Here is a 20666-nt window from a genome sequence, read left to right as displayed (position 1 = left end):
AACAGTTGCATATAATCCGCATTCGTGGCGAAAACGAATTCTGGCAACGGGGCAGTGATGGTAGCTGGCTACCTCACCGCGGGATCTATCCTGCTTACCAGTCTTTTTGGCATGAATTCCCCGGAGCCAGAACCAGCACAAATCGTTACGGTTGCGGAAGATGCAGTCACGAGCGTTGCTCCGCCACCTACTACACAGGCGACCCCGGAGCCGGAGTATCACAAGTGCCCACCAACAGCGAGGGCATGCGTTGACATCAGCGCGAAGAAATCATGGCTGCAAAAAGACGGGGTAGTGGACTATGGCCCCGTCTCCATCAATACCGGGCAACCGGGGTGGGAAACTCCCCCCGGTGAATTCCACGTAATGAGGCACGTCAAAGATGAGGTGTCCTACGAATTTGGTCTCGAACCAATGCCGTGGTCGACCTACTTTAGCCCGAAGGGAATTGCCTTCCACGAAGGCGATTTGGCTGAAATGTCGCATGGGTGCGTGCACCTAAGCCCTCAAGACGCAGAGCACTACTTCAATACCCTGAAAGTGCTCGACAACGTAGTGATTTTTACTTAAAAGTACAGCTACTTTTCCTCAAAAGTAGCTGTAAATGTGGGAAATGCCTTATACTGCTGAACCATGAGTAAGCACCGTAAGCCATCCGCCTTTAAGCGTCGCGCCTCGATCGCTGCTTCTGCTGCCGTTGCCGCAGTTGCAGTCATGAGCCAGCCAGCGCTTGCGGCTACCAACGGATCCTCCGAATTCCAGGCTGGTTCTAGCGACTTCGCCGCAGAGGCCGCATGGAACGCACGCAACGCTGTCTACAATTCCACTGCTGGTCTGCCACCAGCGCAGCGCGACGCGCTGCGCAAGGCAGCCGATGACAATCTGCGATTCCACTTCCCAGGCCTGCTTGAGTCCAAGCTGCCTGCGCCAGCGCCTGCGCCGGCACCAGCTCCAGAGCCAGCACCTGCGCCGACACCAGCTCCTGAAATCGATCGTGGCTCCTGCCCGCCTCAGGCTCGCGCTTGCCTCGACAAGGCAGGCAACCGCGCATGGCTACAGCACGGTGGCGAGATCACCTACGGCCCTGTACCTGTATCCCACGGCGCCCCAGGCTGGGAGACCCCGAGCGGTACGTTCTACGTCACCCGCAAGGTCAAGGACGAGATCTCTTACGAGTTCAACAATGCGCCAATGCCGAACTCTGTGTACTTCACCAATAACGGCATCGCATTCCACGCTGGACGCATTGACTGGCTGTCTCATGGCTGCGTCCACCTGCAGTACGATGACTCCGCTGCGTTCTTCAACGACCTGCAGCTCGGCGAAATGGTTTACGTTTACTAGAAACGTGTCGCTAAAGCACTTAAGACCGCTCCCTGTGGTAGGGGGCGGTCTTGCTTTTTCTGTGCACTAGCCGGTAGTCTTATCCGTTGGTGTGCGTACACGTGCGTGCACCCGCCGATGCACAACACGCAACGGTGACATCTACCAGGCATTTTGTACTTGGGAATGCCAGGGAAAGTGGAGGATATGGCTAAAGAAGGCGCTATTGAGGTTGAAGGCAAGATCATCGAGCCTTTGCCGAATGCAATGTTCCGTGTCGAGCTCGACAACGGGCACAAGGTACTTGCTCACATCTCGGGCAAGATGCGTCAGCACTACATCCGTATTCTCCCTGAGGATCGCGTCGTTGTGGAGCTGTCTCCTTACGACCTGACCCGCGGTCGCATTGTCTACCGCTACAAGTAAATAATTCATTCGCCTTCACATTCCAGGCGCTGAGCACTTAGCAGCGCTTCTCTTACCTCTGGCTACGGTGGCCGGAGCCCTGTGATTGCGTAGCCCACTATCCGGCCTCTCCGTCCGGGTGAAGCGCTATGAGACAGGGATGAATGTGGAGAAAACCACCGCAACAACCGGAAAGGCACGTACCACTATGGCACGTCTAGCTGGTGTTGACCTCCCTCGCAACAAGCGCATGGAAGTCGCACTTACCTACATCTACGGCATCGGCCCAGCCCGTGCTGCCAAGCTGCTCGAAGAGACCGGCATCTCTCCTGACCTGCGCACCGACAACCTCACCGACGAGCAGATCGCTGCTCTTCGTGACGTTATCGAAGCAACCTGGAAGGTTGAGGGTGACCTCCGCCGCCAGGTCGCAGCCGACATTCGTCGCAAGATCGAAATCGGCTCCTACCAGGGTCTGCGCCACCGTCGTGGCCTGCCTGTTCGTGGTCAGCGCACCAAGACCAACGCTCGTACGCGTAAGGGTCCTAAGAAGACGATCGCCGGAAAGAAGAAGTAAAAAATGCCTCCTAAAGCACGCTCTGGCGCGCGCCGCACTGGCCGTCGCGTCGTAAAGAAGAATGTGGCGCAGGGCGCCGCATACATCAAGTCCACTTTTAACAACACCATCGTGTCCATCACGGACCCTAACGGTGCTGTCATCTCTTGGGCATCCTCCGGCCACGTCGGATTCAAGGGTTCCCGTAAGTCCACCCCATTCGCCGCACAGCTGGCTGCAGAGTCCGCTGCTCGCAAGGCAATGGAGCACGGCATGAAGAAGGTTGACGTCTACGTCAAGGGCCCAGGCTCCGGTCGCGAGACTGCCATCCGTTCCCTGTCCACCGCGGGTCTCGAGGTCGGTTCCATCACCGACGTCACCCCACAGCCACACAATGGCTGCCGTCCGCCTAAGCGCCGTCGCGTTTAATCAGGGAAAGGAAGAGTAACAACAATGGCTCGTTATACCGGCCCTGTAACCCGTAAGTCCCGCCGCCTCCGTGTCGACCTCGTCGGCGGAGACATGGCTTTTGAGCGTCGCCCATACCCTCCAGGACAGGCTGGCCGCGCTCGCATCAAGGAGTCTGAGTACCTCCTCCAGCTGCAGGAGAAGCAGAAGGCTCGCTTCACCTACGGCGTCATGGAGAAGCAGTTCCGTCGCTACTACGCTGAGGCTAACCGTCGCCCAGGCAAGACCGGTGACAACCTGGTCATCATGCTTGAGGCTCGCCTCGACAACGTTATCTACCGCGCAGGCCTCGCACGCACCCGTCGTCAGGCTCGCCAGCTTGTCTCCCACGGTCACTTCACCGTGAACGGCAAGAAGGTAAACGTTCCTTCCTTCCAGGTTTCTCAGTACGACATCATCGATGTTCGTGAGAAGTCTCGCAAGATGATCTGGTTCGAAGAGGCTCAGGACAACCTCGTCGACGCAGTCGTGCCAGCATGGCTGCAGGTCGTTCCGTCCACCCTGCGCATTCTCGTGCACCAGCTGCCAGAGCGCGCTCAGATCGACGTTCCAATCAACGAACAGCTGATCGTCGAGTTCTACTCGAAGTAATCCGACCTTTCGCCACGTACACTTGTGGCGAAAGATCACAAAGTCAAAGATTTTGCCTACAGGCGTCAAATAGCGGGCGTCACACAAGGAGAAGTTCATGCTCATTTCACAGCGTCCAACGCTTACCGAGGAATACGTCGACGAGGCTCGTTCTCGCTTCATCATCGAGCCACTCGAGCCAGGTTTCGGCTACACCCTGGGTAACTCGCTGCGTCGTACCCTGCTGTCCTCCATTCCGGGTGCAGCAGTCACCAGCGTCAAGATCGACGGTGTGCTCCACGAGTTCACCACGATCAACGGTGTCAAGGAAGATGTTTCCGACATCATCCTGAACATCAAGGGCATTGTGCTGTCCTCTGACTCTGACGAGCCAGTGGTCATGTACCTGAGCAAGACCGGCGAAGGCGTTGTCACCGCTGGTGACATCCAGCCTCCAGCTGGTGTGGAGATTCACAACCCGGATCTGCACATCGCTACCCTCAACGAGCAGGGTCGCCTGGACATCGAACTCGTTGTTGAGCGTGGCCGCGGCTACGTCCCAGCAACCCTGAACGCTGGCGGTGGCGAGATCGGTCGCATCCCTGTTGACCAGATCTACTCCCCAGTGCTCAAGGTCAGCTACAAGGTGGAAGCTACTCGTGTTGAGCAGCGCACCGACTTTGACAAGCTGATCATCGATGTTGAGACCAAGAACTCCATCACCGCGCGTGACGCACTCGCATCCGCAGGCAAGACTCTGGTTGAACTGTTCGGTCTCGCTCGCGAGCTGAACACCGCAGCCGAAGGCATCGAGATCGGGCCATCCCCACAGGAGACCCAGCACATCGCCGCCTACGGCATGGCAATTGAGGACCTGAACTTCTCCGTTCGTTCCTACAACTGCCTGAAGCGTCAGGAAATCCACACCGTTGGTGAGCTCGCAGAGTGCACCGAATCGGACCTGCTGGATATCCGCAACTTCGGCCAGAAGTCCATCAACGAGGTCAAGATCAAGCTCGCAGGGCTTGGCCTGACCCTCAAGGATGCGCCTGAAGACTTCGACCCAACCCAGATCGAAGGCTACGACGCTGAGACCGGCGAATTCATCGACTTTGATCCGGAAGATTCTGAGTAAAACGCCCTAGGGCTCTTTTCCCAAAGAGCCTGCGCTCACTTACCTGTACACGAGGAGTACATCAATGCCTACCCCTAAGAAGGGCGCCCGTCTCGGCGGTTCGGCTACCAACCAGCGGAAGATTCTGTCCAACCTGGCTGCTCAGCTGATCGAGCACGGCGCAATTAAGACCACCGATGCCAAGGCAAAGGTTCTGCGTCCATACGTAGAGAAGATCATCACCAAGGCTAAGTCCGGCACCGTTGCAGATCGTCGCAACGTTGCTGCACTGATCCCGAACAAGGACGTTGTTGCGTACCTGTTCAACGAGCTTGCTCCAAAGTTCGAGAACCGCGCTGGTGGCTACACCCGCATCATCAAGATCGAGAACCGTCGCGGCGACAACGCTCCGATGTCTCAGATCTCCCTCGTTCTCGAGGAGACCGTCTCCGCAGAGGCAACCCGCGCCACCCGCGCAGCTGCTTCCAAGAAGGCTGAAGAAGAGACCGCTGTAGTCGAAGAGGCTCCGGAGGTTGAGGCTGACGAGGCTACCGACGCAGCTGCTGAGGCAGAGGCAAAGGAAGCTGAAGCTGAGGAGAAGGCTGAAGAAGCCAAGGACGAGAAGTAAATTCTCTCGTTAACGAAAAGACCCATCTGGACTGCCAGGTGGGTCTTTTTCGCGCGCAACTATAAACTGTGAACATTATGGCCACAATCAGAATTCGACTCGACATCGCCTACGACGGCACCAAATTCCACGGCTGGGCTCGCCAGGAAGGTGACATACGCACCGTCCAGCAGTCGATCGAAGACGTGCTTAGCATGGTGCTGCGCCAGGAGATCCAGCTAACCGTGGCGGGACGCACTGACGCCGGTGTCCACGCACGTGGCCAGGTCGCTCACTTCGATGTGGAAGAGTCGGCATTCGATCAGCGCACCATCGACGGGGATCCGGGCCGGCTGGTTCGTCGACTAGCCCGCTTGCTGCCGGATGACATCCGGGTTAGCGACTGCCGCGAGGTACCGAAAGACTTTGACGCGCGGTTTTCCGCACTCCGGCGCCACTACATTTACCGAATTAGCAACGACCCAGCCGGGGTGCTGCCCACTCGCGCAATGGACACGGCGCACTGGGCTAAGCCGGTGGACATCGCGAAGATGCAGCAGGCTGCGGATCAGCTTGTCGGCCTGCACGACTTCGCCGCCCTGTGCAAATACAAGCCAAACGCGACCACTGTTCGGGACCTTGAGCGGTTTGAGTGGATCGACGCCTCGACTCCCGATGAACCGAGGCTGTACGAAGCTCACGTGACCGCTGATGCCTTCTGCTGGTCGATGGTGCGCTCGCTCGTCGGCGCCTGCCTGGCAGTGGGGGAGGGAAGGCGCCCGACGGAATTCGCTGGAAAACTGCTGCACCTGAAGGAGCGGTGTTCCGAGGTGCCCGTCGCACCAGCTAACGGCCTGTCTTTGGTGGGAGTTGACTACCCATCAGATGATCAGTTGGCGGCGCGAGCTGAGGCTACCCGAGGGATGCGAGTGCTAGATACTTCCATCTAGGCGCGCCATGGCCCCCAGCCGTCGCTCGTAGCCTATGCTTATTGGGTCTATTGGGCTCGATTTTAAGGTGGTCGCTACATGGGGATGGTCAGCGCGGCAGCACTTGCCGTTGCAGTGTTTACCGTACCTGGATTGATCGTTGCTTGGCTGTCGGGAGCCCGTGGCCAATGGGCGATCGCAGCGTCCGTCCCAGCCACGTTCGGCATCTACGGCCTTGCCGGTTGGCTCTTCGGACTCACCGACATCCGCTTCGGCGTCACGACCGTCGCCTGGTTCACCGCTGGCATAGCGCTCCTCGCCATCATCTGGAACGCCGCATTTTTTGCTTTGCGACGCCGCAAGCGCCGCCGCTCCGAATCCCTAGCGGAGCCAGTGGAAGACGGTGAAGACGTTGGCGTGGCGAAGCCCGTCGAGAAGCGTTGGCGGGATAGCACCCTCCTTGACCCAAGCTGGTTGATCCCAGGTGCGGGCATGGCGGCTGGTATCGCCTACCTCATGACTCGTTCCCTGGATCTGCTGAGGCGAGCCTCCCAAGGCATTAACAACATCTTCCAGGGCTGGGATGTGCACTGGCACGCGTCAGTGGTGCGCCTTGCCATGGACGAGGGACTGGTGTCTTCCACTCGCATGGGCGAGCTGCAGAATACCGAGACTCAAGCCAAGATGTACTACCCAACGGCGTGGCACGCAGGTGCCGCTCTGCTGGGCGACCTGGGGAACATGTCGCCGATCGCGGCCACTAACCTGACTGGACTGATCGTTCCGGCGATTGCCTTCCCGATTTCTGCTGGCCTCATTGCGTACCGGCTCATCGGTAAGCAGGGACTGACGGGACAGCTTGCTGCGGCTCTGGCCCCGATGATCGTGGGTGGCCTGCCGGTGCTGTACTGGATCGGTTTGTACGTTGGCGCCTGGCCATACGTGGCAGCCATCGCGGTGAGTGGCATTGTGCTGGCGCTGTTCATGTCCATTCCGCATGAGCCGATTCGATGCTTCCTCGCAGCGCTGGCGTTCATTGGCATGGTGCAGCTGCATCCTTCCTCGGCAACCGTTGTCGTTATTGCCTTGGCGCTGTGGTGGCTGCTGTACCTGCTGTGGGTTCCAAGCCGCAAGCCTGAAAGCATCAAGGGGCACTTCGGTTGGCGACTCCGTGATGTCGGCATTCTCGGCGCGACCGGACTTGTCGGTGTGCTGGCTTTGCTCCCACAGATCCTCAGTGGCGCGGAGCAAAGCGAAGAGGTCAAGTCCTTCACCGCAACTGAAGATCTGTCGCTGAACGAGGCCATCCAAAACGCCATTTTCATGCGTACCCGCCACACGGAATCCTTCCACCTCAACGTGGAGACCTGGGTCTGGATCGCAGCGGCCGGCGCAATTCTGTTGCTACTGTGGCGACGCAACCTGTGGGCGCCACTATTCTGGGCGTTCAACGTTGCTGTCACCGCCAATGCGTTGCACCCCATGTCCGAGCCGTGGGGCAAGTGGTACGAGACCGTCGGCGCGCTGCACTACAACACCGCGCACCGCTTGGTGATGCCGGCCGCCATGTTCGTTGCGGCAGGAGCGGCCGTAGCCATCGCTATCCTGATCAGGCTGCTCACCGGTGGCCCGCTGAAGAAGTACGTTGCGGTCACCAGCTCCCTCGCGGTCGTGGCGACGGCTGGCGCTGGCTACGTCATTCACAACCAAGTTCGTGATGGCCTCGAGCGCGGTTCTGCCTGGGCAATTAACTCCGGACGCGATGGTCGCCTGGTGAACGAGCGTGACCTCAAGGCCTTCGATTGGCTGGCGAAACAGCCAAAGGCCTACGAAGGCAACGTCTTCTCCAACCCGGACGAAGGCTCCGGTTGGATGTACGCCTACAACCAGCTGCCTGCCCTGTACAAGCACTACCTCTGGCCAACCACCACCGTGGAATCGGACACCAATAGCCTGTTCTTCCACCCGATGCGCCTCGGCCAGGGCAACTTCGACAACGCTGACGAGGTGAACCGCGTGGATGAAGCCGCCCGCAACCTGGGCGTGAAGTACATCTACATTTCGCCACCGAACTTCTGGGCCTTCCAGTGGATCCGCCCTGACTTTGAGACCGGCCTGATCACCACCCCTGGTGTGACACCGGTGTACAAGGATCACCAGGTGATTATTTACGCCGTGAACGCAGAATTCACGGACGAGGAGATCATGAAGATGCGCGAGCCAGGCAACTCGCCGGAAGAGCTGCCACCGCTGCGCACCAAGGCAGAGGTTGCTGCCACGATGAATCCAGAGATGAATTCGAAGCTCGTGGAACAGATCATGGACGGCACCATCAGCTACGAAGAGTCGCAGCAGCCGTACATCCACCGCCCAAGTGTTCCGAACCGTGGCCGCGACTCCCACTTCGAGTGGCTGGTAGAGCGCGACAAGATCAAGGAAATGGGCGAAGAAGGCGTGAAGACCGGCGACTCCCTAGCCGCGGAGCAACAAGAGGGGCAGCGTCAGTAGCGCTGCGTCTTTGCGCCACGCCGGGTACTCTGTGGGGCACAGCATGCATTCGGGGGATTGCATGAACCATTTCCAGGGGGACATTCATGGGTTCTGTGCTCACGTCAACTACCAAGGCCCAGGTCAGCGGCCATAAGTTTCTCGCCCGCCGCGTCGAACATGGCGTGGTGCTTGGCGACGTCAGAATGATTTCCGATCCCTTGGGAGCCCGCCGGCGTGCTGTGCTCTTTGGGCTGATCGGAACCGCAATCATTTCCGCAGGAGCCGGACTCCTGGCGGTGTTTTCTCCCGCGACTGATCCGGGAGATGCGAGCATCATTCAATTGGACAGTGGCGCGTTGTATGTGCGGTTGGAGCAGGGAGAGTCTGCTGTGTTGCATCCGGTGGCGAATGAGGCGTCGGCGCGCCTCATTGTCGGTAAACCGGAGAAGGCTGCGAAGGCCTCGCCCGCGGTGCTGAATGGGCGGACTCGAGGGGTGCCCGTCGGTATCACGGATGCTCCGGGAATCATTGCCACCCATCCGCAGCCGGAGCACCAGTGGCACGCGGTACACGATAGCGATGGGGTCATGATTGTTGCTGGCCAGGCCCCGGAGACGCTGTCGCTAGGGCAGGGAATTCTTGCTCGGGTCGACGGGCGCCTGTGGGTGATTACTGCCGTCGGCAGGGCGGAGCTGCCACCTGAAGACGATGCGCTTGGACGCAGCATTCGTCGTAGGTTGGGGATCACAGTGGATACGCCGGTGTGGGAGCCTCCGGCGAGATTGCTGTCAGCCGTCGTTGAGCTGCCTCCGTATCGCGCAGTAAGCGGGAAGGTCCTGGACACCGGTGAGGAGTACTGGCTCGAACACGAAGGGGCGCTGAGCCCATTGAGTGAGCTGCAGGCGCAGATCGCTGGGGATATTGGGGTGCCGGTGATTAAAGCTCCAGCGCGGGAGGTTAATGAGTTCCCTGTTGCAGTCCGTCACGTGCCTGAATTGCCATTTGAGGCCGTGGAGTGGCAAGTACCCGACCGGGTCTGGGTATTGGACAGTGGCAAGGTTGCTGTGGGCGGGGATACGCCCGCTGGTATCGATGTTCAAGGTGCTGCCGTCGCGGAGCGCTATGCAGGGCCGAGCGAAGGCGCGATCGGAGTGGATACCGGGCACGGCTTGGTGGTGGTCACGGACTACGGCGCCGTGCATCGCCTTGGCAGCGCTGAGGATGCGGAGGCTTTGGGAATCATCTCGCCCCAGCGCGCTTCTTGGCCGATTCTCTCCCTGCTACCGGAGGGAAAGGAGCTGTCCAGAAAACAGGCCCTTAACGCCCAGTAGCCCTGCGTCGCGCACTCGCTCCGAGCGTGATCAGGGCAGCGAAGCAACCCATCGCAACGAGAAGAATGTCCCCGGATTCGTGCTGGATCCGAGTAGATCGGGGAGCAGGCGCGCTCACCGCAACATGATGCACTGGCGTTGCGCCGCCAAGCTGGGCTAAGGCTTCCTCCGGGTTGATATGGCCGGTGCCAGGACTCGCGGCCGCAGTGATGCGCGTGCGCAGGCTGGCAGCGGAATCGTTGGGGTAGCGCTGCTTCACGAGCGCGGCAATCCCCGACACCACGGGCGCTGCAAAACTCGTTCCGGTAAAAGGACGAGTACCTTGCGGGGTCGACATCGCCGACGCGAAGCCTTCCCCAGAAGGACTTAGCGCGACCGGGACGGTACCAGGTGCGGACAGCATGGGCTTGTCGACGGCCAAGGAATAACTCGCCAGTTCATGAGAGTTTTCCGATGCCGACACTGCCAGAACCGTCGGCGATGCTGCTGGGTAGGAGACAGAATGCGCATCGCATGATGAACCGATATTGCCTGCAGCAGCCACCACCACAATTCCTTGGCCTTCTGCGCGAATCAATGCCTCGTCGAGCACAGCGGTATCCAGTGATTCCGCGACATCCCTTGGGACGCAGGAAGCTAGGGACACGTTGATCACGTGGGCGCCTAGGTCGATGGCGCGGTGAATGGCGTCGGCAAGCGTTGCCATCGTGCCGGCAGTTTCATCAGGCCTGTGTGGGGAGCGCAGCACGGAACTGGTTTGGCGGATCGCAATGATTTCCGCATCCGGGGCGACCCCGATGAAGGGATCTCGATAGTCGGGAGCCGGGCGGGCTGCGATAATGCCGGCGACGATGGTGCCGTGGCCATCGCAATCCTGTAATGACTTGTCCGCGCCTTGTCCCATGATGAAATCCGCGCCAGGGTGAACCGTTCCAAGGCGTGGGTGGGGTGCAACGCCGGTGTCAATAACAGCTACTTTGATGCCGGCGCCAGTAGCGAAGCGGTGGCTCATGACAAGACTAGGATCAGTTGTCCCGCCAGGAGCCGGTGTTTGGATTGGGGAGAGGCACGGCTGGGAAGAGTCCTGGGCGTGAGCGGGCATGGCCAGTCCGCAACTTGCACTCAAGATGAGCAAGGAGAAAGTGAGCGCGCGTTTCATGGGTTAGAGGCTCCGGATGGCGTCGAAAAGCCCAGCTAAATGGGCGGCGAGCGGCAGGGCGGTGGCCAGGGCGAGTGCTTCCAGCTTTTCCAACCAGTTGAGCGTGGTCGGCGGGAGATGCCGCACCTGTGCTGCCCATAGCGGAGCTGATACCGCGATAGCCCCAGCTAACAGCGAGACGAGAACGCCTCCCGCACCTGCGCTCAGGCCAGCGATGCTGGCGCCGAGAACCCCTGCGCACGTCCACACCCACAAGCCCCACATTGCGCCTGTGCTGCGGTGGCGCGCAGCATGCATGGCGATGGCCATGGAGTTCGCGACGCACAACGCGGTAGTAAAACCGGGCTGCGCTGCATGTATGCCCTGGTAAATGAGGGCGACTGAAGCGCAAAGCCCAATGCCGATGCACAGGCCGTCCAGCAGCGAGGTAGCGCGCACAGCTTTGGCGTCCGGATCGGAAATCGTGTGGTCAGCTACCTTGAGATCCTGGCCCGCGGCAGGAAGCGGGGGAACGCTCAAACCAGCCAAAGTAGTGGCAAGATTCGGTGCGAGCAGCAAGAACACACAGGCGACAAAGATTAAGACGGCTGCAGCGTTGAGCTGGGTGCGCACGATGAGCAACGCGACTGCGAACACGGTGGCCAGCACGCTGGCGCTTCCGACCCCGGCCACGCAGGCCCACGACAGACCAGTCACCCATGTGAGGAACGCGAACACACCGATGAGCGCGCTGAGGGATGCGAGAAGTATCCAACCTCGCTGAGCCCAATCCGTTGGAATCGTGGGGCCCGCTACGAGCATCCACACGCTCGTGCCAGCCATCACCGAACTGCCCACAGCCAGCACATTTTTCGCCAACACTTCGCCGGGGGCGGTGAAACGAAGCCAGGCTGTCACAGCGATCAGACCCAATGCGAGCAGAAGAAACAGGGCAAAGTGCGGAACGTTCGGTAGTCCAGATCGGCCAGCCAACAAAGTGAGAGCAGCTAGCCCAACCACTGTGGACGCCGCCGCCAAGCCGCGCGCGTCCAGTTCGGAGCCGAGGTCGCTGAGTGCTTCTGCGGAGTTTTTGCTTATCGACGGCGCAGCTTCCTCCACCGGGGTGAAGAAGATGATGTCTCCGTGAGACACCCCGCTTAAAGACAGTGGCTCAGACATCGAGATGTCAGTTCCACCCGCGGTACGAGCCTGCCATGGAACAGAAATGATCGGGGCTCCGGCTGCCTCCTCTAGTTCTTCCAGGGCGTCGGCAAGCGAGGCCGCCGCCGGCACGCAGACATCTGCACTGGTGGAGCCCTGTTTCAAAGCGGAATCACCAGCATTGAAGCTGACGGTGATGCGAAGTGAATGAGCTAATTGCTGAAAAGACGTGGTCAAAATTCTTCCCCCTTCGCGAGCGCCCGGCCAACCCCCTTGGCCTCAACGGCGTCGCAATTGTGACTGCGGACACCGTCAGCATGACCTAAACTGTGCTCCGTGTCCACTCGAAAACCTCGGGGGAGGGGAGTTGGACAACACAAACAACTACAGGGGGAAATATGACACTTGCGTCCTTGGACGTGGACTCTCGAGCCACGACTGCATCGGGAGACATCATCGTTGCACCGCTCGCGACAGCAGAACGCGAGGTAGCTCCGCCCATTCCAACCGGGACTCTCAACGCGGAAAAGGTTCCGCCAGCTGCAAAACCTCAGCCGGTCCCGCTGCTGAGGATCCTCATGCCGGTGATGATGCTGGTCATCGTGGGAGGAATGTTGGCGCTCATGCTCACGGTTGGCGGCCCACCGCACCCTATGGTTCTCATGTTCCCGGTGATGATCTTGTTGAGCATGGCCACCATGTTTTCTGGGCCTCCCGGCGATGACATCGACGAAACTCGGCGCACCTACCTTCGCCACCTGGGAGCTCTGCGCGACACAGCACTGGCTAATGCTAAACAGCAGCGCAGTGCCGAAATCCACAAGCATCCAGATCCTGCGCACCTCATCAGCTTCGTCGGCAGCCACAGAATGTGGGAACGGCACGGCGACGCGCCAGATGTGCTTGAGGTACGCATCGGCACAGGAACCACGGCCCTGTGCACACCGGTCGTCGTTGCCGATTCCGGAGCACCAGAGGACCTGGACCCGGTGTGCGCCGTCGCGCTGCGCCACACCGTGAAATCCATCGGCTCGGTTCCAGAAATGCCCATCGCTGTACAACTCCAGGCCTTCAGATATGTGAGCCTTGGCGGGCCGTTTGCCGAGGATATGGCCCGTGCGCTGCTCCTCCAGCTCGCCTTCCACCACGGTACAGACACTGTCGGGATCGAGGTACGAGGTCGTAGCATGCCCTGGACGAAGTGGTTACCCCACACCCGAGACGTCTCCGAGGCGCAGCACCAGATACTTTTCGTCTGCGATGATGCGATAGACATCAGCCGGGAGCTAGACGACTCACGATGGACAACCATCATCGGCATCGGCGTTCCAGAAGCAAGCGAGCTAGGGGAGTTGGCGCTTAGCGAAGGCCTAGCATTGACCATCAGCGCCGATGGTAGCCACACCATCACTGTGCACACCGAAGGCGGGCTCGAAGACATCGGCACCGCCGACACAATGACCGCCACAGCTGCGGAGCAGTGTGCGCGTCGGATGACCGCTTATCGACGCCCCAAGCAAGGCTCACGAAAGAACCTGGATTTCCTCGGGCTGCACGGAATAGCGGATGTGGCGTCGATAAGCCCTGCGCAGCTGTGGTCGCACCCTAGGCAGCTCACCCAACAACTCAACGTGCCCATCGGGGTGAGCGAGTCGGGCGAGCCGGTGATGCTGGATATCAAGGAGGCGGCGCATGGTGGCGTTGGCCCACACGGGCTGTGCATCGGCGCAACGGGATCGGGAAAATCAGAGACACTTAGAACGTTTGTTCTATCCTTGGCGCTGACGCATTCGCCAGATGATCTCAATTTTGTGCTGGTCGACTTCAAGGGTGGCGCCACGTTCCTGGGGTTGGAGAATCTTCCGCATACTTCTGCGGTGATCACGAACCTGGCGGAGGAAGCAAGCCTGGTGGAACGCATGCATGATGCGATTAGCGGTGAACTGAATCGCCGTCAGGAGGCGCTGCGCGCGGCAGGCAACTTTGCCAATGTTTTGGAATATCGGCAGGCGAGAGCCACGACGATGCCTCATCTGCCACCGATGCCGTCACTAGTGATCGTCCTCGATGAGTTCTCCGAACTCCTTGGGCAGCATCCGGATTTTGCTGACTTGTTCGTTGCGGTTGGACGCCTGGGGCGCTCGCTGCACATGCACCTGTTGCTGGCGAGCCAACGCCTGGAAGAAGGAAGGCTGCGGGGACTCGATTCGCATTTGTCTTATCGCATCGGACTAAAGACATTTTCTCCTTCGGAATCTCGCCAGGTACTGGGGATCGTGGACGCGTATCATCTGCCATCCCAGCCCGGCGCGGGCTTCCTGAAGACTGATGCAGCCGATGTGACCAGATTTCAGGCCAGCTACGTCTCTGGGCCGGTGCCGGTGGTGGTGCAGGAGCACAGTCAGCAGATGACTGGGGTGAGGTTGTTTGAGTCTTGGGATGTGGAAGACGCCGAGGCTGTGCGCTATGAGATGGATGATTCGCGCACTGTCCTGGAATCCGTGGCGGGCATCATCATGGACGCTGGCACCTTGGGGCGCTATCAAGCTCACCAATTGTGGTTGCCACCCTTGCCAGATGAGTTGCCACTAGCAGGTGTTGCCGATCAAGTTGGGCCCAACTGCGCCGCGATCGGCATGGTGGATCGCCCGTTCATTCAACGCCAGGACCCCTATGTTGTTGATTTAAGCGCGGGCGCAGGCCACGTCATTGTGTGTGGTGGCCCTCGATCGGGAAAGACAAATGCGCTGCGCACCTTGGTGTTGTCCCTAGCTGCGACGCACTCGACCGATGACGTGCGCTTTTACGTTCTCGATTTGGCGGGTCAAGAATTGTGCGCCCTGGAGGCGGTGCCCCACGTGGCCGGTGTGGCACACAAGGGGCAGACGGAGAAGGTGCGCCGGATCGTGGACGAGGTGGCTTCGCTGGTGGAGCAGCCAGAAGCCCGCCACACCTATCTCATCGTTGACGGCTGGCACACCATCACGGCCGACTTTGAGGACCTGTATGATTCCTTCGTCGCCATCGCCGCCGATGGTCTTGCTTCTCGGGTTCATCTGATGATCAGCACCCCGCGGTGGACACAAGTGCGCCCGGCGATCCGTGACTTGCTGGGCACCCGCATTGAACTGAAGTTGGGTGAGGCGATGGATTCGGTGGTGGATAGGAAAGCGCAGCAGAAACTGCCGGATAAACCGGGTCGAGGCCTGTCCTCAGATGGCGAGTCGATCCTGATCGCACGGTCAACAAACCAGGATGTTGGTCACGTCATTGTGGCGTCGCAGCGCGCCGGGATGCAGCCGGTTCCTCGTTTGAAGGAGCTGCCCGCACGTCTCACCCTTGGCGAGGTCGGCCAGTGCCCGGGAATACCGCTCGGCATCGGCGGCCCTACTTTGGGCGCGTTCGGTTGGGAGCCGGAACGCTCGCCACATCTGCTGTGCATCGGCGGTCAGGGCGCCGGTAAGTCCACCCTCATCCGCACCGTGGCAGCTGGAATTGTGGCGCGAGGTCGGGAGCAGGCACGACTGGTGGTCGTCGATCCGCGGCGCAGCCACCTCGATGCGTTTCCCACAGACATGGTGGCAGCCTACGGTGCCACGGCGGACAGCATCAGCTCAGCGCTCGCCAGCACCGCGATCACCCTGCGCGGCAGACTGCCCGGACCGGATGTCACCGCAGAGCAGCTGAGAAGTCGGTCGTGGTGGGAGGGCCCGGACATCTTTGTGCTTATCGACGACGCAGAGCTGATATCCGATGTGGCAGTGCAGCCTCTGGTGGAGCTCATCCCGCATGCGCGAGACATTGGGCTGCATATTGTGCTGACTCGTAAGGCCGGTGGCATCGGGCGGGCGCTATATGCCCAGTTCATGGCGGCAATTAAGGACAATTCGCCGAGCGTGCTGTTGCTCGATGCGGATGCTGACGAAGGCCGGATTCTTGGCATGAAGCCGATGAAGCAGATTCCGGGTCGAGGGCTGTGGCAGGTGGCAGGAACCACCATTGGAACGTGTCATGTTGCTTCTGGTTGTGGGGAGGAACGATGAAGCTGATCAAGGTGGAAATCCTGGAAAGCGCCACCATTTTTGACGCGGGGGAGCAGATCCACCGGTTTGATCTTCCGGCCTCGGGGATTCTAGCGGGCTGGGCAGTGGCTGCGGTGATAGATCAAATCAAGGTCATCGCCGATGGTGAGTGGCCTGAGGTTGAAGTTGCTGTCATTGGACCTGATCGGGCGGTCGAAGTGATTACGCGGACGCTGCTGAACAAGGGAGTGGCGGCTTACAACGCGGAGGAGGCAGCCGAGGACGTCGGCAAGCCTGCGCCCATGCCACTGCTTCGACGACCGACGCGGGGCAAGACGAAGACCGCGATGCCTGTCCCGACCATGTTTCACGTTGCGATTGCAGCGGTGATCGTGACGGTGCTGGCTTTGAGCTGGTGGGGGATCGATTCTGCACCGAGCACTGCCGCCAGTCCCGAACGCAGTCTGCCGCCGAGTTCGTCAGCAGCTCCCACGCCGACCTCCAGCAGCGTGGTGGTGGAGTACGACCGGGTGCGACTCGAACTGCCCGTTGGTTTCACGATGGCGCCACGCGAAGACGGGCTGTTGGTCGCGACGGGCAAGGACCCTGAACTGCGCATCATTGTGGCTGTGGATCCTGTCTATGGTGTGGATGCGACGGCGATTAGGACGGAGATCGCGGCAATGGTCGCTGAGGATCCTGCGCTGGCGGAGCAACCCGATCGCAAGCTGCGACCGAGCGAACCCACCATTGAGTACCTTGAGCAGCCAGGGGATGGCTCCCAAGTGCATTGGGTGGCCTGGGTGAACAAGGACCATCAGTTCAGCGTGGGATGCCACACCAAGTCGGCCACCTCGCTGTCGCATCGAGCTGCGTGCCGCATGGCGGTAGAAACTTTGGACTTTTCCTAAAGAATTTTTGGAACCGATGGAACCTTTTGGGGCACTTTCGGAGTCTAAACATAATGAGGGGCAAAAATTTTTCGCTCCCTCAGACATCATTTTCACTCTCGGGGAGGACAACAATGACGCAAATCTTCAGGACTGAAGCCGACGTAATGGTGGCGGCCGCCGGCCGCGTCGAAACCACCAACACCGAGGTGCAGGGCGAGCTGACCCGCCTGCGTGGCGTGGTCGACGGCCTGCGCGGAGTCTGGACTGGTGAAGCTCAGACGAGCTTCGACGGCCTGATGGGACGCTGGAATACGTCGGCAAGCGAGCTGCAGGAAGCGCTCCTGGCCATCGCCGACAACATCCGCGCCAACGCCAAGAACTTTGAAGGAATGGAGGCACAGAACGCCGACTCCTTCAAGACCATCGACTCTCAGGGCCTCGCGCTCTAACCACAAGACAACAGGGGGACCACAATGCAATCCGTAATCAAGTACCAGTTCGGCGACATCGAAGCCGCCGCCACCGACATCAACACCACCGCCGGCCGCATCAACGGGCTTCTCGACGACCTAAAGACCGGCCTTCAGCCAATGGTCGCATCGTGGGAAGGTGAATCGGCTCAGGCCTACAACGAGGCCCAGGCAAAGTGGGACAAGGCTGCAGCCGAGCTCAACATGATCCTGGAGACCATCTCCAAGACCGTGCGCGATGGCAACAACCGCATGGGTGAAATCAACCGCATGGCCGCCACCAGCTGGGGCTAACGCTAGTTAAGTAAACAAAACGGGGTCTACAAATCGCGTCGACGTCGCTGGCAATACAACTCGTTGTGGAAGGCGGGTGCTGGTGGAGGTCGACGCGATTTTTGTTTTCGGCAGGTCATGGCTTATTGTTGGTTGTCTGTGTGTGTCGCCCATTGGGCAACGCTGATTCGGGTCCCCACCGGCCGCCGAGTTTCTAAGTGTTTGGCACACGCGTGATTGGCTGGCAGTTCTAGACAGACTTATAAGGAGTCATTTTGTCTACTTTTCACCCAAAGAGCGGTGACGTAACCCGCAAGTGGTACGTTATCGACGCCACTGACGTGGTGCTGGGTCGCCTGGCAGTTACCGCTGCTGACCTGCTCCGCGGCAAGCGCAAGCCATACTTTGCGCCAAACGTTGACTGCGGTGACCACGTCATCATCATCAACGCCGACAAGGTTCACATTTCCGCTAACAAGCGCAACACCGAGTTCCGCTACCGTCACTCTGGGTACCCAGGTGGCCTGACGACTCTTTCCCTGGGTCGCTCCATGGAACTGCACCCAGAGCGCGTTGTCTTCGAGGCAATCGAGGGCATGATGCCGCACAACAAGCTGACCCGTGCGTCCGTTAAGAAGCTGCACGTGTTCGCCGGCTCCGAGCACCCATACGCTGCTCAGAAGCCTGAGACCTTCGAGATCAAGCAGGTGGCACAGTAATGACCGAACAGAACGTAACCGAAAACGCTGAGCTCCAGGCTGACGCTGCAGACATCGCTGCTGCAACCGCTGCTACCGAAGAGTTCACCAACACCATCGGCGACATCGTTGCTCCTGAGGCTTCCGAAGAGGCTGCCCCAGCTGCTCCAATCGAGTTCGACGGCCCAATCCAGACCGTTGGTCGCCGTAAGCGCGCCATCGTTCGCGTTCGCATGGTGCCAGGCACCGGCGAGTTCAAGTGCAACGGCCGCACCCTGGAAGAGTACTTCCCGAACAAGCTGCACCAGCAGCTGATCAAGGCTCCACTGGTCCTGATCGACCGTGAGGGTCAGTTCGACATCGTCGCTAACCTCACCGGTGGCGGCCCAACCGGCCAGGCTGGCGCAATGCGTCTCGCAATCGCTCGTGCTCTGAACAAGTACAACCCAGCCGACCGCCCAGCCCTCAAGAAGGCAGGCTTCCTTACCCGTGACGCTCGTGCAGTCGAGCGCAAGAAGGCTGGTCTCCACAAGGCACGTCGCGCACCTCAGTACTCCAAGCGTTAATCGCAGTTGTACTTGGTGGCTTTCGCGCCATCTGCTTCACAAAACCGCCCTGTTCACCTTTTGGTGGGCAGGGCGGTTTTGCTGTGGGAAGACTGGTATCAAACGATTGACGAGGCTTGGATCAGATGCCCGTTGTCACGCGAAAGCCAAAGATGCCAAATGCGACAAACATGATGACGATATCAATCCATGGTGCGAGGAAGGCGAGGAGCGCTATCGTAACCTGCCGATTTTTGAGCAGGACAATCACGCCTAATATGCCGAGGATTGCAGCCGAGACAGCGCGGAACATGTTGTCTGCCTGAAACTCGTCCGCCGAAACGAGCGCAGCAACGATAAATGCGCCTACCAGCGTGATTCGGCTCAAGATATCGATTCGATTTGTCATTACGAGCTAGCTCCCTAGATCAGTTTTCCTGAGCAGACGGACGGAGGATTGTCGACTCGACAGTGGTCCTTTGCCCAGCCGATAGCTCTCTTCATAGCGTGTAGGTATGCAATATCGTCTCATGAATATGCTCCTGAATTTGAGTCCAGTTCGCGTTGAGTAGCCTCGACTAGTGCTTGGTCGCACCCCTTCTTGGCTTCGTTGTCGGCTGCGTTTCGGAGGCAAATGTCATGATTCATGCAAGCTTCATCGGCCGGCTTGCCTACCTGAGGCGGTCCAGGCTGTGAGTTGTTTGGTCCGCAGTAGCGCCACTTATTCATGAAGCCATCCAAACTCCTTGATTGGGAACCGGAACTGAAGCCGTTGATGTATTCACCGGAGCGAATGGCGGTTTCTGACGCATGGTCTTCTTGAGCGGCTGCAATGTCAAATTTCAAGACGTCGTTGCTGTCTCGATAGGTATATCTGTCGATCTCCGCATCCAGGTTTGAGGGGGTCGATTCAGTATTGGGCATGGTTGTAGCCGGGAATTCTTGTGCAATTGCGTCCAGTCCGAAAGTGGAAGTCGTTGTCAAGAGCGCAAGAGATAGCAAAGCATTCCGCAAGTATTGAGGTTTCTTTGGGGGTAGTCCCATAATGAAGACCTTTTTGTGTCGGGAGGTGCTGGCGTTAGTGATTATAATTATCAATTTGAGTGGTGGGGTCCTTGTGGTCAGAGTATTGGGAAATCGTTTTCCTCTTGTGATACTGCCCTGTTTGCCTTTGAATTGTGACTGTTTGATTGAGGGGCATTAGTGATGGGGCTCCTTGAGGTGGGTGGGTCTATGCAACGTTGTCGTGTGTTTTCGGCAGATGAAGAGAAGTGGCTTGTGGCAAGTTGTGTATCGCAAGGTGATGGCGTCTCAAGTGGCCGTTTCTTCTTTCGGGCGGTGTCTCTCTTGCAGTGATTGCTAACCCGAACAAGCTGCACCAGCAGCTGATCAAGGCTCCACTGGTCCTGATCGACCGTGAGGGTCAGTTCGACATCGTCGCTAACCTCACCGGTGGCGGCCCAACCGGCCAGGCTGGCGCAATGCGTCTCGCAATCGCTCGTGCTCTGAACAAGTACAACCCAGCCGACCGCCCAGCCCTCAAGAAGGCAGGCTTCCTTACCCGCGACGCTCGTGCAGTCGAGCGCAAGAAGGCCGGTCTCCACAAGGCACGTCGCGCACCTCAGTACTCCAAGCGTTAATCACTTATCGCTTCGCGCACAAGCTGCTTCCAC

The 20666-nt window shown here is 59.3% G+C and carries 21 protein-coding genes and 1 pseudogene; 18 read left to right on the top strand and 4 right to left on the bottom strand.

All coding sequences use genetic code 11. The features are described from left to right. Positions 1 to 24 precede the first annotated feature (24 nt). The 11 genes from WG939_RS04765 (at position 25) to eccB (ending at position 9793) form a co-directional block, all read left to right on the top strand. Positions 25 to 570 (top strand): L,D-transpeptidase, encoded by a 546-nt coding sequence (locus WG939_RS04765; protein ID WP_339983222.1) that lies wholly within the window; start codon positions 25 to 27, stop codon positions 568 to 570. A 63-nt stretch (positions 571 to 633) separates the two neighbouring features. After that, a complete protein-coding gene (locus WG939_RS04760; RefSeq protein WP_339983220.1) occupies positions 634 to 1344 on the top strand; it encodes a L,D-transpeptidase in 711 nt (236 codons plus the stop codon). Between the two features lie 186 nt (positions 1345 to 1530). Further along, on the top strand, positions 1531 to 1749 hold the full coding sequence (gene infA / locus WG939_RS04755) for a translation initiation factor IF-1 (RefSeq protein ID WP_025251938.1): 219 nt from the start codon (positions 1531 to 1533) through the stop codon (positions 1747 to 1749). 187 nt (positions 1750 to 1936) lie between these two features. Continuing rightward, positions 1937 to 2305 (top strand): 30S ribosomal protein S13, encoded by a 369-nt coding sequence (rpsM, locus tag WG939_RS04750; protein ID WP_156193765.1) that lies wholly within the window; start codon positions 1937 to 1939, stop codon positions 2303 to 2305. A 3-nt stretch (positions 2306 to 2308) separates the two neighbouring features. After that, entirely contained in the window at positions 2309 to 2713 is a 405-nt protein-coding gene (gene rpsK, locus WG939_RS04745; protein ID WP_339983211.1) for a 30S ribosomal protein S11, read from the top strand. 24 nt (positions 2714 to 2737) lie between these two features. Further along, a complete protein-coding gene (gene rpsD, locus WG939_RS04740) occupies positions 2738 to 3343 on the top strand; it encodes a 30S ribosomal protein S4 (protein ID WP_339983209.1) in 606 nt (201 codons plus the stop codon). Between the two features lie 97 nt (positions 3344 to 3440). Then, positions 3441 to 4457, top strand: a complete 1017-nt coding sequence (locus WG939_RS04735; protein WP_339983207.1) for a DNA-directed RNA polymerase subunit alpha — start codon at positions 3441 to 3443, stop codon at positions 4455 to 4457. 64 nt (positions 4458 to 4521) lie between these two features. Next, positions 4522 to 5064 carry a 50S ribosomal protein L17 gene (gene rplQ, locus WG939_RS04730; protein WP_339983205.1) on the top strand — a complete coding sequence of 181 codons (543 nt, stop codon included), beginning with the start codon at positions 4522 to 4524 and terminating at the stop codon, positions 5062 to 5064. A gap of 77 nt (positions 5065 to 5141) precedes the next feature. Then, positions 5142 to 5993, top strand: coding sequence for a tRNA pseudouridine(38-40) synthase TruA (truA, locus tag WG939_RS04725; RefSeq protein ID WP_339983203.1), 852 nt, complete (start codon positions 5142 to 5144; stop codon positions 5991 to 5993). A 78-nt stretch (positions 5994 to 6071) separates the two neighbouring features. Beyond that, entirely contained in the window at positions 6072 to 8480 is a 2409-nt protein-coding gene (locus WG939_RS04720) for a DUF6541 family protein (protein ID WP_339983201.1), read from the top strand. An 86-nt stretch (positions 8481 to 8566) separates the two neighbouring features. Beyond that, complete coding sequence (gene eccB / locus WG939_RS04715; protein ID WP_339983199.1) at positions 8567 to 9793, top strand: type VII secretion protein EccB; 1227 nt, start codon at positions 8567 to 8569, stop codon at positions 9791 to 9793. On the opposite strand, the gene mycP is transcribed toward eccB, so the two are convergent. Together mycP and eccD are read right to left on the bottom strand one after the other, a co-directional pair. Next, the gene (gene mycP, locus WG939_RS04710; RefSeq protein WP_339983197.1) at positions 9780 to 10952 is read right to left on the bottom strand and encodes a type VII secretion-associated serine protease mycosin; all 1173 of its coding nucleotides are present in this window, start codon (positions 10950 to 10952) and stop codon (positions 9780 to 9782) included. The two genes, eccB and mycP, sit on opposite strands and share 14 nt — an antisense overlap. Positions 10953 to 10955: 3 nt before the next feature. Further along, the gene (gene eccD / locus WG939_RS04705; protein WP_339983195.1) at positions 10956 to 12329 is read right to left on the bottom strand and encodes a type VII secretion integral membrane protein EccD; all 1374 of its coding nucleotides are present in this window, start codon (positions 12327 to 12329) and stop codon (positions 10956 to 10958) included. 161 nt (positions 12330 to 12490) lie between these two features. Between eccD and eccCa the strand changes: the two genes are divergently transcribed. From eccCa to rpsI (WG939_RS04675), 6 genes are all read left to right on the top strand, one after another. Continuing rightward, entirely contained in the window at positions 12491 to 16135 is a 3645-nt protein-coding gene (gene eccCa / locus WG939_RS04700) for a type VII secretion protein EccCa (RefSeq protein WP_339983193.1), read from the top strand. After that, on the top strand, positions 16132 to 17025 hold the full coding sequence (locus WG939_RS04695; RefSeq protein WP_339983191.1) for a type VII secretion-associated protein: 894 nt from the start codon (positions 16132 to 16134) through the stop codon (positions 17023 to 17025). The genes eccCa and WG939_RS04695 overlap by 4 nt, the downstream gene beginning before the upstream one ends. 113 nt (positions 17026 to 17138) lie before the next feature. After that, positions 17139 to 17456, top strand: coding sequence for a WXG100 family type VII secretion target (locus WG939_RS04690; RefSeq protein ID WP_339983189.1), 318 nt, complete (start codon positions 17139 to 17141; stop codon positions 17454 to 17456). A 24-nt stretch (positions 17457 to 17480) separates the two neighbouring features. Then, positions 17481 to 17771 (top strand): WXG100 family type VII secretion target, encoded by a 291-nt coding sequence (locus WG939_RS04685; RefSeq protein ID WP_339983187.1) that lies wholly within the window; start codon positions 17481 to 17483, stop codon positions 17769 to 17771. A gap of 254 nt (positions 17772 to 18025) precedes the next feature. Continuing rightward, complete coding sequence (rplM, locus tag WG939_RS04680; protein WP_339983185.1) at positions 18026 to 18469, top strand: 50S ribosomal protein L13; 444 nt, start codon at positions 18026 to 18028, stop codon at positions 18467 to 18469. After that, entirely contained in the window at positions 18469 to 19014 is a 546-nt protein-coding gene (gene rpsI / locus WG939_RS04675) for a 30S ribosomal protein S9 (RefSeq protein WP_339983183.1), read from the top strand. Before rplM ends, rpsI (WG939_RS04675) begins: the two co-directional genes overlap by 1 nt. Positions 19015 to 19135: 121 nt before the next feature. On the opposite strand, the gene WG939_RS04670 is transcribed toward rpsI (WG939_RS04675), so the two are convergent. Both WG939_RS04670 and WG939_RS04665 read right to left on the bottom strand, forming a co-directional pair. Then, positions 19136 to 19402 carry a hypothetical protein gene (locus WG939_RS04670; RefSeq protein WP_339983181.1) on the bottom strand — a complete coding sequence of 89 codons (267 nt, stop codon included), beginning with the start codon at positions 19400 to 19402 and terminating at the stop codon, positions 19136 to 19138. A gap of 119 nt (positions 19403 to 19521) precedes the next feature. Further along, the gene (locus WG939_RS04665) at positions 19522 to 19977 is read right to left on the bottom strand and encodes a hypothetical protein (RefSeq protein WP_339983179.1); all 456 of its coding nucleotides are present in this window, start codon (positions 19975 to 19977) and stop codon (positions 19522 to 19524) included. A gap of 380 nt (positions 19978 to 20357) precedes the next feature. Here WG939_RS04665 and rpsI (WG939_RS04660) point away from each other — a divergent pair. After that, a pseudogene (gene rpsI / locus WG939_RS04660) lies at positions 20358 to 20633 on the top strand (30S ribosomal protein S9); the annotation flags it as partial. Between the last annotated feature and the right edge of the window lie 33 nt (positions 20634 to 20666).

The sequence above is a fragment of the Corynebacterium sp. H130 genome (genome assembly GCF_037572395.1).
GTDB lineage: Bacteria > Actinomycetota > Actinomycetes > Mycobacteriales > Mycobacteriaceae > Corynebacterium.
Note: the sequence above shows the minus strand (reverse complement) of the source record. Positions and strands in the feature narration are given on the sequence as shown.